The 14,938-nt window shown below is 63.9% G+C and carries 20 protein-coding genes; all 20 read left to right on the forward strand.

Going from position 1 to position 14,938, the window contains the following annotated elements:
• The 20 genes from ACYVF5_RS13390 (at nucleotide 1) to rplN (ending at nucleotide 14,936) form a co-directional block, all read left to right on the forward strand.
• Nucleotides 1-597, forward strand: a complete 597-nt coding sequence (locus tag ACYVF5_RS13390) for a DUF6121 family protein (RefSeq protein WP_460947220.1) — start codon at nucleotides 1-3, stop codon at nucleotides 595-597.
• Nucleotides 598-607: 10 nt separating this feature from the next.
• Nucleotides 608-1,255, forward strand: coding sequence for a spermidine/putrescine ABC transporter substrate-binding protein (locus ACYVF5_RS13395; RefSeq protein ID WP_460947222.1), 648 nt, complete (start codon nucleotides 608-610; stop codon nucleotides 1,253-1,255).
• A gap of 77 nt (nucleotides 1,256-1,332) precedes the next feature.
• Nucleotides 1,333-2,625, forward strand: coding sequence for a hypothetical protein (locus ACYVF5_RS13400; RefSeq protein ID WP_460947224.1), 1,293 nt, complete (start codon nucleotides 1,333-1,335; stop codon nucleotides 2,623-2,625).
• 327 nt (nucleotides 2,626-2,952) lie between these two features.
• Nucleotides 2,953-3,327 carry a 30S ribosomal protein S12 gene (gene rpsL, locus ACYVF5_RS13405; RefSeq protein WP_460947226.1) on the forward strand — a complete coding sequence of 125 codons (375 nt, stop codon included), beginning with the start codon at nucleotides 2,953-2,955 and terminating at the stop codon, nucleotides 3,325-3,327.
• Entirely contained in the window at nucleotides 3,327-3,797 is a 471-nt protein-coding gene (gene rpsG, locus ACYVF5_RS13410) for a 30S ribosomal protein S7 (RefSeq protein ID WP_460947228.1), read from the forward strand. The genes rpsL and rpsG overlap by 1 nt, the downstream gene beginning before the upstream one ends.
• 93 nt (nucleotides 3,798-3,890) lie before the next feature.
• Nucleotides 3,891-6,005, forward strand: a complete 2,115-nt coding sequence (gene fusA / locus ACYVF5_RS13415; RefSeq protein WP_460947230.1) for an elongation factor G — start codon at nucleotides 3,891-3,893, stop codon at nucleotides 6,003-6,005.
• A 142-nt stretch (nucleotides 6,006-6,147) separates the two neighbouring features.
• Nucleotides 6,148-7,341 carry an elongation factor Tu gene (tuf, locus tag ACYVF5_RS13420; RefSeq protein ID WP_460947232.1) on the forward strand — a complete coding sequence of 398 codons (1,194 nt, stop codon included), beginning with the start codon at nucleotides 6,148-6,150 and terminating at the stop codon, nucleotides 7,339-7,341.
• 738 nt (nucleotides 7,342-8,079) lie between these two features.
• Nucleotides 8,080-8,676 carry a hypothetical protein gene (locus ACYVF5_RS13425; RefSeq protein WP_460947234.1) on the forward strand — a complete coding sequence of 199 codons (597 nt, stop codon included), beginning with the start codon at nucleotides 8,080-8,082 and terminating at the stop codon, nucleotides 8,674-8,676.
• A gap of 502 nt (nucleotides 8,677-9,178) precedes the next feature.
• Nucleotides 9,179-9,487: a 30S ribosomal protein S10 gene (gene rpsJ / locus ACYVF5_RS13430; protein WP_085018734.1), complete on the forward strand. Its 309-nt coding sequence runs from the start codon at nucleotides 9,179-9,181 to the stop codon at nucleotides 9,485-9,487.
• Nucleotides 9,488-9,510: 23 nt separating this feature from the next.
• On the forward strand, nucleotides 9,511-10,167 hold the full coding sequence (rplC, locus tag ACYVF5_RS13435) for a 50S ribosomal protein L3 (RefSeq protein ID WP_460947237.1): 657 nt from the start codon (nucleotides 9,511-9,513) through the stop codon (nucleotides 10,165-10,167).
• Between the two features lie 2 nt (nucleotides 10,168-10,169).
• Nucleotides 10,170-10,868, forward strand: a complete 699-nt coding sequence (gene rplD, locus ACYVF5_RS13440; RefSeq protein WP_460947239.1) for a 50S ribosomal protein L4 — start codon at nucleotides 10,170-10,172, stop codon at nucleotides 10,866-10,868.
• On the forward strand, nucleotides 10,865-11,167 hold the full coding sequence (rplW, locus tag ACYVF5_RS13445) for a 50S ribosomal protein L23 (protein WP_460947241.1): 303 nt from the start codon (nucleotides 10,865-10,867) through the stop codon (nucleotides 11,165-11,167). The genes rplD and rplW overlap by 4 nt, the downstream gene beginning before the upstream one ends.
• A gap of 17 nt (nucleotides 11,168-11,184) precedes the next feature.
• Nucleotides 11,185-12,021: a 50S ribosomal protein L2 gene (rplB, locus tag ACYVF5_RS13450; RefSeq protein ID WP_460947243.1), complete on the forward strand. Its 837-nt coding sequence runs from the start codon at nucleotides 11,185-11,187 to the stop codon at nucleotides 12,019-12,021.
• 15 nt (nucleotides 12,022-12,036) lie between these two features.
• Complete coding sequence (rpsS, locus tag ACYVF5_RS13455) at nucleotides 12,037-12,318, forward strand: 30S ribosomal protein S19 (protein ID WP_157157198.1); 282 nt, start codon at nucleotides 12,037-12,039, stop codon at nucleotides 12,316-12,318.
• A gap of 25 nt (nucleotides 12,319-12,343) precedes the next feature.
• Entirely contained in the window at nucleotides 12,344-12,709 is a 366-nt protein-coding gene (gene rplV, locus ACYVF5_RS13460; protein ID WP_460947245.1) for a 50S ribosomal protein L22, read from the forward strand.
• Nucleotides 12,709-13,464, forward strand: a complete 756-nt coding sequence (rpsC, locus tag ACYVF5_RS13465; protein ID WP_460947247.1) for a 30S ribosomal protein S3 — start codon at nucleotides 12,709-12,711, stop codon at nucleotides 13,462-13,464. Before rplV ends, rpsC begins: the two co-directional genes overlap by 1 nt.
• A gap of 2 nt (nucleotides 13,465-13,466) precedes the next feature.
• Nucleotides 13,467-13,886 carry a 50S ribosomal protein L16 gene (gene rplP, locus ACYVF5_RS13470; RefSeq protein WP_460947249.1) on the forward strand — a complete coding sequence of 140 codons (420 nt, stop codon included), beginning with the start codon at nucleotides 13,467-13,469 and terminating at the stop codon, nucleotides 13,884-13,886.
• Nucleotides 13,886-14,215, forward strand: coding sequence for a 50S ribosomal protein L29 (rpmC, locus tag ACYVF5_RS13475; protein WP_460947251.1), 330 nt, complete (start codon nucleotides 13,886-13,888; stop codon nucleotides 14,213-14,215). The genes rplP and rpmC overlap by 1 nt, the downstream gene beginning before the upstream one ends.
• 2 nt (nucleotides 14,216-14,217) lie before the next feature.
• Nucleotides 14,218-14,532 (forward strand): 30S ribosomal protein S17, encoded by a 315-nt coding sequence (gene rpsQ / locus ACYVF5_RS13480; protein WP_460947253.1) that lies wholly within the window; start codon nucleotides 14,218-14,220, stop codon nucleotides 14,530-14,532.
• Between the two features lie 35 nt (nucleotides 14,533-14,567).
• Nucleotides 14,568-14,936, forward strand: a complete 369-nt coding sequence (gene rplN, locus ACYVF5_RS13485; RefSeq protein WP_460947255.1) for a 50S ribosomal protein L14 — start codon at nucleotides 14,568-14,570, stop codon at nucleotides 14,934-14,936.
• The last annotated feature ends 2 nt before the right edge of the window (nucleotides 14,937-14,938 follow it).

A 14,938-nucleotide genomic window follows, 5' to 3' on the forward strand; every position in this document is an offset into this window, starting at 1 on the left:
ATGACCGTGCCAGGCGGTGCCACCAGACCCTCGGCGTACCCGTTTGTGCTCGCGGTCTTCTCGGCCGTGCTCTATCTGGCCCTCATCATCTGCGCCTTCGGTTTCATCAGCCTTCTCACCGACACCGATGTGGTGGCGAGGCCGGATGCCGGGCCCATTCTCGGACCGATGTCCGTTGCGGCTGCGGTTGTCATCGCCCTGACCTGTTTCGTTCGCCGGATGATCGCCGAGAGGCCCGAGAGGCCCGAGAGGCCCGACCGGCCCGAGAGGCCCGACCGGCCCGAGCGGCCCGACCGGCCCGACCGGCCGGACGGTGACATCCGCGCACGCGTGCCCGTCGCCTGGGCGCTCGGTGTCGGGCTTCTCGCCTGGATGGGCTACGCGGTCGCCGCCGGGATGCTGTACGCGCTGCAGACCTCAGCCGTCTCGTTCGTCTTTGTGCTGGCCGAAACGCTTATCCGGCCGTACGGAGTCGCCGTCGGGCTGCTCGGCGCCGCCGTCTCACTGTGCTTTGTGCTTGTGCTCCGAGCCACGGCGCGTCATCCCGTTCGTCCCCTGTGGCCGTGGGAACGGCGAGACGGGCACGGTCGCGAGTAGCATCTGTTGTATGGAGCGGTCGCTCGAGGTGCGCGTGGCCCAGGCGGTCGACGCCTGGCTGCGCTGGTTGCCGCGTTGGCGGCCGGCCACCCACACCGGCCGCACGCGCTTGTGCAGGCGCTGTTTCGGATCACCGATCATCGCGGCGGTCGGCCTCGATCACGACGTGCCGCATGCTGTCCAACACGGGCTCTCGACCAGGATCAAATCGATCGTCGACGACATCGTCGACGAATACACGGAGAAGAACCTGCCCCTTCTGCAGCGTGAGCTCAGACGCGCCGAGGAACGCAAGTCGAGGCAGTACCGACCTGATCGCGGTCTTGAGCCCGAGTACGACGGGCTGCCTCTCGACCCCGAGCCCGTGCCAGGCGAGCCATACCTGTTCACGCTCGCCGGTTTCGCCGACGCCGCACCGGCAGACGACACCACCGCGGCAGAGGAGCAGCCGCTGAGCGACGAAGAGAAGCAGGCGCTGCGCACCGAGATCAGGCTCGCAGACGAATGCGCCATCCACGCGGGCAAGCTCGCGTGCGTCGCCATCGAAGAGCACCGCGACCGCATCCGTGAGGCCGTCGCCCTGTATGTCGAACCGCAGGTCGAGGCGCTGCTCGCCGACCTCACCACGCAGCTGGACGCACCGCCGCCGCGCTGGTGACTGATCCTCCTCTGCCAGACAGCTGTCTGGTTGACTAGAGTGGACTGAGAGAGATCGAGCGCGCTGGAGGTTGAACATTGAGCTGGAACAACGGCGACAGTCAGGGGCCCGGTCAGCCCCCGCAGAATCAGCCCCCGCAGAATCCTTGGGGACAGCCGCAGCAGCCGCCCGCATACCAGCCGCCCCCGGAACAGCCTCAGCAGCCGGTTGCCCAGCCCGGCTATGCGCAACCGTATCCATACGGTCAGGAACAGACCGGTCAGGAACAGACCGGTCAGCAGCCGACGACGCCATACGCGGCACCGGCGCCCACCGGGCACTATGCATCCGTGCCGCCCGGCGGTTCACCTCCCCCTGAGAAGCGCCGTATGAGGAAGGGCGCCGTCATCGGCATCATCTCCGGCGTCGTTGTGCTTGTGCTTCTCGTCGTCGGCGGCATCGTCGGTGTGAACATCGGGAACGCCGCACACGCGCCGGAGAACGACGTCACGGAATATCTCGAGGCGCTGAAGACGGGTGACGCCGAGGCTGCTCTGGAGCTGAGCGGGGCCAAGACAGACGAGGGCGACGTGCTCCTGAGCAACGAGGTCTACGCCGAGACCGAAGACCGGATCTCGCGCTACGCGATCGAGGACTCCACGATCAGCGGCGACACCGCGACGGTCACCGCACGCATCACACAGGGCGGAGAGGACTACACCCAGGAGTTCACCCTCCAGCGGGCGGGAAAAGAGTTCGTCATCTTCGACCTCTGGCAGCTCGAATCGCCGGAGTTCGCCACGATCTCTGTGAGCGTCGATGCGCCCGAGGGCACGGCGACCACTGTCGGCGGTGTCGATGTGACCGAGCGCGAACCCGGTGAGAGTGGCGCGTGGGAACTGAGGGCGCTCCCCGGCACCTATGCGATAAGCGTCGCCGAGAGCGAGTGGTTCTCGGCAGAGCCGCAGACAGCGAGCGTCATCGGTTTCGGGCCAGACGCGTCACCGGAGGCGGCTGAGCTCTCGATCGCACTCACCGAAGCGGGCACCCAGGCCGCTGAAGAAGCGGTGAACGCCTACCTCGATCAGTGTGTCGCCGCCGCGCAGCTGCAGCCAGAGGGCTGCCCTTTCCAAGCGACAGGCGGAACACCGGGATACGAGTACACGAACGTCGTATGGACAGTCGATCCCCGCCCCGACTTCACCATCGGCGAATATCGCGACGGCACCTGGCCGGTCAGCACGGACAGTGAGGGGAGCGCCTCGATGACCTGCGACCTGCGCGACCCGGCGAGCGGTGCGACGGGGACCGCGACGGCCGGTCCGATGCCGGTCTCCGTCCGAGGACAGATCACGGCATTCGGCGAAGACGGGGCCACGTACGAGCCGTGAGGCGACGCGGCGGCGGCCGCCGCCCGGCATCCCGACTCGTTTGACCAACAGGTGGCCAGAAGGTATTCTTTATCGGGTGTGCGCTTTGTCGCGCCGCTGACCCGTGCCCTCACACCGCTCGCGTCGGCAGAAAGACAACTTTCACACTGCAAGGGCGACGTGCGCAAGCCGACGCCCCCACGGCATACTCACCACATCAAAAGCCCCGCAGTTCTGCGGTGCCGGTGGGTCCAAAAGAACTCGCCCATGTCGGACTCCGGTTCGCGAAGCGCGAATGCTAGCAATCAGATAGCAGCTGTCACCGTGCAGCAATAACAAGGAGAAGCAGTGCCAACCATTCAGCAGTTGGTCCGCAAGGGTCGCTCGCCCAAGGTCTCGAAGACCAAGGCGCCCGCCCTGAAGGCCAACCCCCAGCAGCGCGGTGTGTGCACACGTGTGTACACCACCACCCCGAAGAAGCCGAACTCCGCGATGCGCAAGGTCGCTCGTGTGAAGCTCTCGAACGGCACAGAGGTCACCGCCTACATCCCCGGTGAAGGCCACAACCTGCAGGAGCACTCCATGGTGCTCGTCCGCGGCGGTCGTGTGAAGGACCTCCCCGGCGTGCGTTACAAGATCGTCCGCGGTGCACTCGACACCCAGGCCGTGAAGAACCGCAAGCAGGCTCGCAGCCGGTACGGCGCGAAGATGGAGAAGAAGTAATGCCACGTAAGGGCCCAGCACCCAAGCGCCCCGTCGTCGCCGACCCCGTCTACGGTGCCCCGATCGTCAGCCAGCTCGTCAACAAGATCCTTGTCGACGGCAAGAAGGGCCTCGCCGAGCGCATCGTCTATGACGCGCTCGAAGGCGTGGCAGCGAAGAACGGCCAGGATGCCGTCGTCACACTGAAGAAGGCCCTGGACAACGTGCGCCCGACCCTCGAGGTTCGCTCACGCCGCGTCGGCGGCTCGACCTATCAGGTGCCGGTCGAGGTCAAGCCTCACCGTGCGAACACCCTCGCCCTGCGCTGGCTCACGAGCTATGCGAAGGGCCGTCGTGAGAAGACGATGACCGAGCGCCTCACCAACGAGATCCTCGACGCGTCGAACGGGCTGGGCGCAGCGGTCAAGCGTCGTGAAGACACTCACAAGATGGCCGAATCGAACAAGGCCTTCGCGCACTACCGCTGGTAGCAGCTCGCATCCACGGGCGGGTGCGGCGGCGGAAAAGCCGCCAGCACCCGCACCCGGATGCCTTTCACAACTGATACTCCCTGGAGGAACCCTGTGGCACAAGACGTGCTCACTGACCTGAACAAGGTCCGCAACATCGGCATTATGGCGCACATCGATGCTGGTAAGACCACCACGACAGAGCGCATCCTGTTCTACACGGGCGTCAACCACAAGATCGGCGAAACCCACGACGGTGCGTCGACGACGGACTGGATGGAGCAGGAGAAAGAGCGTGGAATCACGATCACCTCTGCAGCCGTCACCTGTTTCTGGAACCAGAACCAGATCAACATCATCGACACCCCTGGGCACGTCGACTTCACGGTCGAGGTAGAGCGCTCGCTGCGCATCCTCGACGGCGCCGTCGCGGTCTTCGACGGCAAAGAGGGCGTTGAGCCCCAGTCAGAGACCGTCTGGCGTCAGGCTGACAAGTACAACGTTCCGCGCATCTGCTTCGTCAACAAGATGGACAAGCTCGGCGCGGACTTCTACTACACGGTCGACACCATCGTCAGCCGCCTCGGAGCCAAGCCTCTTGTCATGCAGCTTCCGATCGGCTCAGAGAGCGAGTTCGAGGGTGTTGTCGACCTCGTCGAGATGCGTGCCCTCACCTGGCGCGGCGACGCAAAGGGCGACGTCCAGATGGGCGCGACCTATGCGGTCGAAGAGATCCCAGCCGATCTCAAGGAGAAGGCAGAGGAATACCGCAACAAGCTCCTCGAAACCGTCGCAGAGACGAGCGACGAGCTTATGGAGAAGTACTTCTCGGGCGACGAGCTTATGGTTGCCGAGATCAAGGCGGCGATCAGAAAGCTCACCGTCTCGAGTGAGATCTATCCTGTGCTCTGCGGATCGGCGTTCAAGAACCGCGGAGTGCAGCCGATGCTCGACGCCGTTGTCGACTACCTGCCCTCGCCCCTCGACGTGCCGCCCGTGCAGGGCCACGACGTGCGAGACGAAGAGAAGATCATCGAGCGCCGCGCCGACTCGAGCGAGCCCTTCGCGGCGCTTGTGTCGAAGATCGCCGTTCACCCCTTCTTCGGTCGTCTGACATACATCCGCGTCTACTCCGGTCACCTCGAATCGGGCGCGCAGGTCGTCAACTCGACCAAGCAGAAGAAGGAGCGCATCGGCAAGATCTTCCAGATGCACGCCAACAAGGAGATGCCCGTCGACTCCGTCACCGCCGGTCACATCTACGCGGTCATCGGTCTGAAAGACACAACAACCGGTGACACGCTCTCGGACCCGGCACACCAGGTGGTCCTCGAGTCGATGACCTTCCCCGAGCCGGTGATCGAGGTGGCAATCGAGCCGAAGACCAAGGCCGACCAGGAGAAGCTCTCGACGGCGATTCAGAAGCTCGCCGAAGAGGACCCGACGTTCCGCGTCGAGCAGAACTCCGAAACGGGCCAGACGGTCATCAAGGGAATGGGCGAGTTGCACCTCGACATCCTCGTCGACCGGATGAAGCGCGAGTTCAACGTCGAGGCCAACGTCGGAAAGCCGCAGGTCGCGTTCCGCGAGACGATCCGCAGGGCCGTCGAGAAATACGACTACACCCACAAGAAGCAGACGGGTGGATCCGGTCAGTTCGCGAAGATCCAGTTCGCGGTCGAGCCCCTCGAGATCACTGCGGAGCAGACCTACGAGTTCTCGAACAAGGTGACCGGCGGTCGCATCCCCCGCGAATACATCCCCTCGGTCGACGCCGGTTTCCAGGATGCCCTGCAGGTCGGCATTCTCGCCGGCTACCCGATGGTCGGCGTCAAGGCGACACTGCTCGACGGTGCCGCGCACGACGTCGACTCGTCGGAGATGGCGTTCAAGATCGCCGGCTCGATGGGCATCAAAGAAGCACTCCGCAAGGCCAACCCGGTTCTGCTCGAGCCGCTGATGGCCGTCGAGGTGCGTACTCCTGAGGAGTACATGGGCGACGTCATCGGTGATATCAACTCGCGCCGCGGGCAGATCCAGTCGATGGAGGATGCATCCGGTGTGAAGGTCATCCGTGCTAACGTGCCGCTTTCGGAGATGTTCGGATACGTGGGCGACCTGAGGAGCAAGACCTCGGGCCGCGCCGTGTACTCGATGGCATTCGAGAGCTACGCGGAGGTCCCGAAGGCAGTTGCCGAAGAGATCATCCAGAAGGGCAAGGGCGAGTAATTCCGCCCACGTCGTCGGTGACGCGGCCTCGCGTCTCATCGCCGGTGGCACCCTAGTAACATAAGTACACAAATCCCCGTAGTAATCCGGTCGCAATCCAGTGCCCGGGGTAGCTACACGAGAGTCCTGAGGAGGACCCACAGTGGCTAAGGCCAAGTTCGAGCGGACCAAGCCGCACGTCAACATCGGAACGATCGGTCACGTCGACCACGGCAAGACCACCCTCACCGCAGCGATCTCGAAGGTGCTTGCTGACAAGTACCCCTCGGCAGTCAACGTTCGGCGCGACTTCGCGTCGATCGACTCGGCTCCCGAAGAGCGCCAGCGCGGTATCACGATCAACATCTCGCACGTCGAGTACGAGACTCCGAAGCGCCACTACGCGCACGTTGACGCCCCTGGGCACGCTGACTACATCAAGAACATGATCACCGGTGCCGCGCAGATGGACGGCGCGATCCTCGTGGTCGCCGCCACCGACGGCCCGATGGCTCAGACGCGTGAACACGTGCTCCTCGCCAAGCAGGTCGGCGTTCCGTACCTGCTCGTCGCCCTGAACAAGGCCGACATGGTCGATGACGAAGAGATCCTCGAGCTCGTCGAGCTCGAGGTGCGTGAGCTCCTCTCCAGTCAGGACTTCGACGGCGACAACGCTCCCGTCATCCAGGTCTCCGGTCTCAAGGCTCTCGAGGGTGACGAGAAGTGGGTCAACTCGATCGTCGAGCTGATGGAAGCCGTCGACAACTCGATCCCCGACCCGGTGCGTGACAAGGACAAGCCGTTCCTTATGCCCGTTGAAGACGTCTTCACGATCACCGGTCGTGGAACCGTCGTCACCGGCCGCGCCGAGCGTGGAACCCTCGCCATCAACTCCGAGGTCGAGATCGTCGGCATCCGCCCGACGCAGAAGACCACGGTCACCGGTATCGAGATGTTCCACAAGCAGCTCGACGAGGCGTGGGCAGGCGAGAACTGTGGTCTGCTGCTTCGCGGTACCAAGCGCGAAGACGTGGAGCGCGGCCAGGTCGTCGTCAAGCCGGGTTCTGTGACCCCTCACACCAACTTCGAGGGAACCGCCTACATCCTCTCGAAGGACGAGGGTGGCCGTCACAACCCGTTCTACGCGAACTACCGCCCGCAGTTCTACTTCCGCACCACCGACGTCACCGGCGTCATCACGCTGCCAGAGGGCACCGAGATGGTTATGCCCGGCGACACGACCGAGATGACGGTTGAGCTGATTCAGCCCATCGCCATGGAAGAAGGCCTCGGCTTCGCGATCCGCGAGGGTGGCCGCACCGTCGGTGCCGGTACCGTCACCAAGGTCCTCAAGTAACATCGTTCGGGCAGTCTCGACTGCATACGATCCCTGAAGGGGGTCGGGCTTCGGCCCGGCCCCCTTCGGCGTTTCCCGGGCACCACGGCCGTGCGCCCGCTCTCTGTGACCTTTCCGGACCGGGGTGGCCGCTGCAACGCGCACCTCTGTCCGGAACGGCCACAGAGAGCGCCTGAGCCGACCAGCGCGCCTGAGCCGACCGGCGCGCCTGAGCCGACCGGCGCGCCTGAGCCGACCGGCGCGCCTGAGCCGACCGGCGCGCCTCGATCGAGTTTGTCCACACGTCAATGGCGAACGGATGACTGTCCACAGATCTCGTGCCACGGAACGAACGGTTCACGCGTACGCGAATATCGACATGTGAACGGTTCGCGTCTTCTTCGCTTCGGCCTTGACTTTCCAGCCGAGTTCCTCCTGCCGGCAGATGAGCGCGAGTTGCGGCGTCGTTGGGCTTCCGGACAGATCGAGCGCCTCCGTCGGGGCGCCTATGCCGATGTGCCGACAGAGAAGTGGCGAGCGGTCGACGACGATCAGCGCTATCTCGCATCTATTCTCGCCGTTGTCGCAACTCGTCGAAGCGAGGTGGTGGTGTCGCACCTCTCGGCAGCTGCAGTGCACAGATATCCGATGTTTGGAGGTTGGCCGAAGGTCGTGGACATCACGGAGCCGCCGGACTCGAACCGGCGAAGTCGAAATTCCGTGCGCGTTCGTCGGCGCACGGTTGGTGATGAATCCGTTGTGAGAGTAGACGGGGTGCTGGTGACCACTCCGGCGCGCACTCTCGCGGATGTCGCGCGTACGGCATCCTTTCGTGTGGCGGTCGTGATGTTGGATTTCGCCTTGAGCCCGGGGCGGGCACACGACGCGCAGCGGGTGACAAAGCAGCAGGTGCTCCAGGAGCTCGGGCCGGTGCCAGACGCATCGGGGGTCGTGCGTGCCCGGGCGGTCATAGAGTTCGCGGACGGTCGCTCGGGTTCGGTGGGCGAGAGCATCAGCCGCATTGTCATCGACGAGATCGGGTTTCCGGAGCCCGATCTGCAGGTCAGGCATCCGTCGCCCGCCGGAAGCTATTTCGAGACGGATTTCGAGTGGCCGCGATATCGGCACATCGGGGAGTTCGACGGCGCGGCGAAGTATCTCAAAGAGGAGTACCTGCACGGGCGAACTCCCGGAGAAGTAGTGCGTGCAGAGAAACGCCGCGAGGACAGCCTGCGCAGCGCCGGCAGCACGGTTACGCGGTGGGGTATCGAGGAACTGCGCAACCCTGTCGAGCTACGTGACATGCTCCTCGACGCTGGTCTTCCCCTTGTGCGTCGCCCGCGCCGCCGACGGTGATGCGTCTGGCCCATCCCTATGGGGCCTTTCCGGACCTAGGTGCGCGTTACAGCGGTCACCTAGGTCCGGAAAGGTCACACAGAGGGGTGCGAAGGGAGGCGAGGGGCTGACGAGGAAGCGCGACACGCCCGGGTTGCACATAGGGGACTTTTCTGTCAGACTCTTCTAGTTCAACATTTCGAGCGGCTGCGCGTGCGCGGCGTTCGGATCACTGCCAGGCAGTGCATAGGTCGAGTCTGACAGGTCACAGAGTCCGGGCAAGTCAACCTAGGCCGCGGGCAGCAGAACAACTCCTTAATCGACATTCTCCTAGACGTGGGTGATCCCTGTCTGTCGTCCGAGAGGGCGAAGAAGTCGAGGGAACCCGTGCCGGGCGAAAGCGTGGAACGGGCTTGACAGTAGAACAGTGGTGCTTTCAGCAGGTAGTGCCAAGCGGCAACGCTAAGAAGCGCGTCCAATGCGAAGTGATTCGTAAGACGCAAGACAGAGAGTGAGTCACACAATGGCGGGACAGAAGATCCGCATTCGACTTAAGTCGTATGACCACGAGGTCATCGACACCTCGGCGCGCAAGATCGTCGACACAGTGACCCGCGCGGGCGCTACGGTCGTCGGACCCGTGCCCCTCCCGACGGAGAAGAACGTGGTGGCCGTCATCCGTTCGCCCCACAAGTACAAGGACAGCCGCGAGCACTTCGAAATGCGCACGCACAAGCGCCTGATCGACATCGTTGACCCGACGCCGAAGGCTGTCGACTCGCTTATGCGTCTCGACCTGCCGGCCGACGTCAACATCGAGATCAAGCTCTGAGCTGGATAGGGACGAGAGAAACCATGTCTACGCAGAATAAGACCAGCAAAGGTCTGCTCGGCACCAAGCTCGGCATGACCCAGGTATGGGACGAGAACAACAAGCTCGTCCCCGTCACCGTGATCCAGATCACCCCGAACGTTGTGACACAGATCCGCACACCAGAGGTCGACGGGTACAACGCCGTTCAGATCGCCTACGGCCAGATCGACCCCCGCAAGGTGAACAAGCCCGACGCGGGCCAGTTCGAGAAGGCAGGCGTCACACCTCGCCGCCACCTGACGGAGATCCGCACGGCAGACGCCGCTGACTACTCACTCGGTCAGGAGCTCTCCGTCGACGGTGTCTTCGAGGCAGGCCAGAAGGTGGATGTCGTCGGAACGTCGAAGGGCAAGGGCTTCGCCGGTGTGATGAAGCGCCACAACTTCAAGGGCGTCTCGGCATCACACGGTTCGCACCGCAACCACCGCAAGCCCGGCTCCATCGGCGCATCGGCGACGCCGAGCCGTGTCTTCAAGGGTCACCGCATGGCCGGCCGGATGGGTGGGGAGCGCGTCACCGTGCTCAACCTGCACGTCCACGCGGTCGACGCAGAAAAGGGCCTGCTGCTCGTCAAGGGCGCCGTGCCAGGCGCACGCGGCCGCATCGTATTCGTTCGCAACGCAGTGAAGGGAGCCTAGTCATGGCTACCAAACTCGACGTTCTCGACCCCACGGGCAAGAAGGCCGGCTCTGTCGACCTTCCCGCAGAGGTGTTCGACGTACAGACCAACGTCCCGCTGATCCACCAGGTGGTTGTCGCGCAGCTCGCGGCAGCTCGCCAGGGCACACACAAGACAAAGCGTCGCGGCGAGGTGTCCGGAGCCGGACGCAAGCCGTTCAAGCAGAAGGGCACGGGCCGCGCCCGTCAGGGGTCCATCCGCGCACCCCAGATGACCGGCGGTGGAATCGTCCACGGACCGGTTCCCCGCAGCTACGCGCAGCGCACACCCAAGAAGATGATCGCCGCGGCACTGCTCGGCGCTCTCTCTGACCGGGCACGCGGCGACCGCCTGCACGTTGTGCAGACGCTCGCCATCGCTGAAGAGCGGATGACGAAGGCGGCCATCGAATACCTCGCCGGCATCGCGTCCTCGAAGCACGTGCTCGTTGTTCTCGAGCGCGACGACGAGCGCGGCTACCTGGCTGTCAGGAACATCCCGACGGTTCACGTGATCAGCCCGGACCAGCTCAACGCGTATGACGTGCTCGTCTCTGACGACATCGTCTTCACCCAGGCTGCGTTCGAAGCCTTCGTCGCCTCGAAGACCACGGCGAAGAAAGCCCTTCGGTCGGCCTCTGAGCCTGTCGAAGCGCAGGAACCGATTGGAGTCACAGAATGAGTGGCAACGACTACAAGGACCCGCGCGACATCATCATCGCGCCGGTCGTCTCTGAGAAGAGCTACGGCCTGATCGACGAGGGCAAATACACGTTCATCGTCGACACCCGTGCGAACAAAACCGAGATCAAGCTCGCCATCGAGAAGATCTTCGACGTCAAGGTCGCGCACGTCAACACACTCAACCGCCAGGGCAAGACACGTCGCACACGCTTCGGCATGGGCAAGCGCAAAGACACCAAACGCGCGATCGTGAGCCTGAAGTCCGGTTCCATCGACATCTTCACGGCTGTCGGCTAGGAGCAGAGGAAAACACTATGGCTATTCGCAAGTACAAGCCCACGACCCCCGGTCGTCGCGGATCCAGCGTCGCTGATTTCGCCGAGATCACCCGTTCCACTCCGGAGAAGTCGCTGCTGCGTCCGCTCTCGAAGTCCGGTGGCCGCAACAACCAGGGCCGCATCACGACCCGCCACATCGGTGGTGGCCACAAGCGCCAGTACCGCGTCATCGACTTCCGTCGCAATGACAAAGACGGCGTGAACGCCAAGGTCGCGCACATCGAGTACGACCCCAACCGCACGGCTCGCATCGCGCTGCTGCACTTCGTCGACGGGACCAAGCGTTACATCCTGGCCCCGGAGAAGCTCAAGCAGGGTGACATCGTCGAGTCGGGGTCGAGCGCCGACATCAAGCCGGGCAACAACCTGCCGCTCAAGAACATCCCGACCGGTACCGTTGTGCACGCCATCGAGCTGAAGCCGGGCGGGGGAGCGAAGATCGCTCGTTCCGCCGGTTCATCGGTGCGTCTCGTCGCCAAGGACGGCCCATACGCCCAGCTGAGGATGCCGTCGGGCGAGATCCGCAACGTCGACGCGCGATGCCGTGCCACGATCGGCGAGGTCGGCAACGCCGAGCAGTCGAACATCAACTGGGGCAAGGCCGGCCGCAAGCGCTGGAAGGGCGTACGCCCGACAGTTCGAGGCGTCGCGATGAACCCCGTCGACCACCCGCACGGTGGTGGTGAGGGCAAGACCTCAGGTGGACGTCACCCGGTCAGCCCGTGGGGCCAGAAAGAAGGCCGCACGCGTCACCCCAACAAGGAAAGCGACAAGCTCATCGTTCGTCGCCGGACGACCGGCAAGAAGCGCTAGTAGGAGTTAGAGAAGATGCCACGCAGTCTCAAGAAGGGCCCCTTCGTTGACGACCACCTGCTCCGCAAGGTCGTTACAGCGAACGAGGCCAACAGCAAGAACGTGATCAAGACCTGGTCGCGCCGTTCGATGATCGTCCCGGCGATGCTGGGGCACACCATCGCGGTGCACGACGGTCGCAAGCACATCCCGGTGTTCGTCACCGAGACGATGGTCGGGCACAAGCTCGGAGAGTTCGCGCCAACGCGCACCTTCCGCGGCCATGTGAAGGACGACAAGAAGGGCCGTCGCCGCTAAGCGGCGGCGATAAGGAGGAGAAGAAATGGTGGAGTCAATCGCACGTGTGCGACACATCCGCGTTACCCCCCAGAAGGCTCGTCGCGTTGTCAACCTGATCCGCGGCAAGCAGGCGCAGGAAGCGCTGGCCATTCTGAAGTTCGCACCGCAGGGCGCGTCGGAGCCGGTGTACAAGCTGGTGGCCTCGGCCATGGCGAATGCCCGCGTCAAGGCAGACAAGGACAACCTGTTCCTCGACGACCAGGACCTGTACGTCTCGCGCGCCTTCGTCGACGAGGGAACAACCCTCAAGCGATTCCAGCCGCGTGCCCAGGGTCGCGCATTCCGCATCAACAAGCGCACCAGCCACATCACTGTTGTGCTCGCCACTCCAGAGGAGGGTACGAAGTAATGGGTCAGAAAGTAAACCCGTACGGCTTCCGTCTCGGCATCACGACCGACCACGTGTCGCGGTGGTTCTCAGACAGCACGAAGCCAGGACAGCGTTACAGCGACTACGTGGCCGAAGACGTCAAGATCCGCAAGCTGCTCGCGACCTCGCTTGACCGCGCAGGTGTTTCGCGCATCGAGATCGAGCGCACACGCGACCGTGTGCGGGTCGACATCCACACGGCCCGGCCCGGCATCGTCATCGGTCGTCGCGGAGCAGAGGCGGAGCGTATTCGCACCGATCTCGAGAAGCTGACCGGCAAGCAGATCCAGCTGAACATCCTCGAGGTCAAGAACCCCGAGCAGGATGCCCAGCTTGTCGCACAGGGCATCGCCGAGCAGCTCTCCGCCCGCGTGGCCTTCCGCCGCGCGATGCGCAAGGGCCTGCAGGGCGCACAGCGCGCCGGTGCGAAGGGTGTTCGCATCCAGGTCTCTGGCCGCCTCGGCGGCGCTGAGATGAGCCGCTCGGAGTTCTACCGCGAGGGCCGGGTGCCGCTGCACACCCTCCGTGCGAACATCGACTACGGCTTCTACGAAGCGAAGACCACCTTCGGCCGCATCGGCGTGAAGGTCTGGATCTACAAGGGTGACATCACCAACAAAGAACTCGCTCGCGAGCAGGCGAACCAGAAGTCGTCTCGCCCCGAGCGCCGTGACGGCGACCGCCGCCGCGCACCGCGCGCCGAGCAGCCCGCCACCGTAGGAGCTGAAGGCTGATCATGTTGATTCCCCGTCGAGTAAAGCACCGCAAGCAGCACCGTCCCGTCCGCACCGGCCAGGCCACAGGTGGCACCAGGGTCGCCTTCGGTGAGTACGGCATCCAAGCACTCACCCCCGCTTACGTGACGAACCGTCAGATCGAGTCCGCTCGTATCGCCATGACACGTCACATCAAGCGTGGTGGAAAGGTGTGGATCAACATCTACCCCGACCGCCCGCTCACCAAGAAGCCCGCTGAAACCCGTATGGGTTCCGGTAAGGGCTCGCCGGAGTGGTGGGTCGCAAACGTCAAGCCGGGTCGCGTCCTCTTCGAGGTCGCCGGTGTGAGCGAAGAACTCGCTCGCGAAGCCCTGACCCGTGCAATCCACAAGCTGCCCCTCAAGGCACGCATCATCAAGCGCGAGGAGGGCGACGCATAATGGCGATCGGTTCCAAGGAGCTCACCCCCACTGAGCTCGACACATTTGAAGACGAGCGTCTCGTCGACGAGCTGCGCAAGGCCAAGGAAGAGCTGTTCAACCTGCGCTTCCAGTCGGCCACAGGCCAGCTCGAGACACACGGCCGCCTGCGTGCCGTGAAGCGCGACATCGCCCGTATCTACACGGTGATCCGCGAGCGCGAGCTCGGTATCCGTGCGACCCCGGCTCCGCTCGAGCCGCAGTCGAAGGCGAGCAAGAAGAAGAGCAAGAAGGCCGACGCGGCGTCAGCTGACGCCGAGACCGCCGATGCAGAGACGAAGGAGGCCTAGGCATGGCTAAGACTGACGCTCCAACAAGCGCAGCAACCGAGGCCGCGGCACAGGCACCTGCTGTCGTCCGTGGTTACCGCAAGACCCGTCGTGGCTACGTCACGAGCGACAGGATGGACAAGACCATCGTCGTCGAGGTCGAAGACCGCGTGAAGCACCCGTTGTACGGCAAGGTCATCCGCCGCACCACCAAGGTGAAGGTTCACGATGAGCAGAACGCAGCCGGCATCGGCGACCTCGTTGTGATCAGCGAGACCCGCCCCCTGAGCGCGACAAAGCGCTGGCGCCTGGTCGAGATTCTCGAGAAGGCCAAGTAGACCGTTCGCGGTCTGCTGTGGAGAAGGAGTAAGAAGTGATTCAGCAGGAATCCAGGCTCAAGGTCGCCGACAACACCGGGGCGAAAGAGCTGCTCACCATTCGGGTGCTCGGCGGATCAGGCCGGCGTTACGCCGGGCTGGGTGACACCATCGTCGCGACGGTCAAGGATGCGATCCCCGGCGGCAACGTGAAGAAGGGTGACGTCGTCAAGGCTGTCATCGTTCGCACCAAGAAGGAGACCCGTCGTGTCGACGGGTCGTACATCAAGTTCGATGAGAACGCCGCAGTGATCTTGAAGAACGACGGTGACCCCCGCGGCACCCGTATCTTCGGACCGGTCGGTCGCGAACTCCGCGACAAGAAGTTCATGAAGATCGTCTCGCTGGCGCCGGAGGTTATCTAGTC

Source organism: Okibacterium endophyticum, from assembly GCF_054780075.1.

Bases quoted from the DNA above. Each gene is read 5' to 3' on its own strand.
- rplD (WP_460947239.1), top strand. From the start codon at position 10,170: ATGGCTACCAAACTCGACGTTCTCGACCCCACGGGCAAGAAGGCCGGC.
- rplV (WP_460947245.1), top strand. From the start codon at position 12,344: ATGGTGGAGTCAATCGCACGTGTGCGACACATCCGCGTTACCCCCCAG.
- rpsS (WP_157157198.1), top strand. From the start codon at position 12,037: ATGCCACGCAGTCTCAAGAAGGGCCCCTTCGTTGACGACCACCTGCTC.
- rplP (WP_460947249.1), top strand. From the start codon at position 13,467: ATGTTGATTCCCCGTCGAGTAAAGCACCGCAAGCAGCACCGTCCCGTC.
- rpsG (WP_460947228.1), top strand. From the start codon at position 3,327: ATGCCACGTAAGGGCCCAGCACCCAAGCGCCCCGTCGTCGCCGACCCC.
- rpsQ (WP_460947253.1), top strand. From the start codon at position 14,218: ATGGCTAAGACTGACGCTCCAACAAGCGCAGCAACCGAGGCCGCGGCA.
- rplW (WP_460947241.1), top strand. From the start codon at position 10,865: ATGAGTGGCAACGACTACAAGGACCCGCGCGACATCATCATCGCGCCG.
- rpsJ (WP_085018734.1), top strand. From the start codon at position 9,179: ATGGCGGGACAGAAGATCCGCATTCGACTTAAGTCGTATGACCACGAG.
- rpmC (WP_460947251.1), top strand. From the start codon at position 13,886: ATGGCGATCGGTTCCAAGGAGCTCACCCCCACTGAGCTCGACACATTT.
- rpsC (WP_460947247.1), top strand. From the start codon at position 12,709: ATGGGTCAGAAAGTAAACCCGTACGGCTTCCGTCTCGGCATCACGACC.
- ACYVF5_RS13395 (WP_460947222.1), top strand. From the start codon at position 608: ATGGAGCGGTCGCTCGAGGTGCGCGTGGCCCAGGCGGTCGACGCCTGG.
- rplB (WP_460947243.1), top strand. From the start codon at position 11,185: ATGGCTATTCGCAAGTACAAGCCCACGACCCCCGGTCGTCGCGGATCC.
- ACYVF5_RS13390 (WP_460947220.1), top strand. From the start codon at position 1: ATGACCGTGCCAGGCGGTGCCACCAGACCCTCGGCGTACCCGTTTGTG.
- rplC (WP_460947237.1), top strand. From the start codon at position 9,511: ATGTCTACGCAGAATAAGACCAGCAAAGGTCTGCTCGGCACCAAGCTC.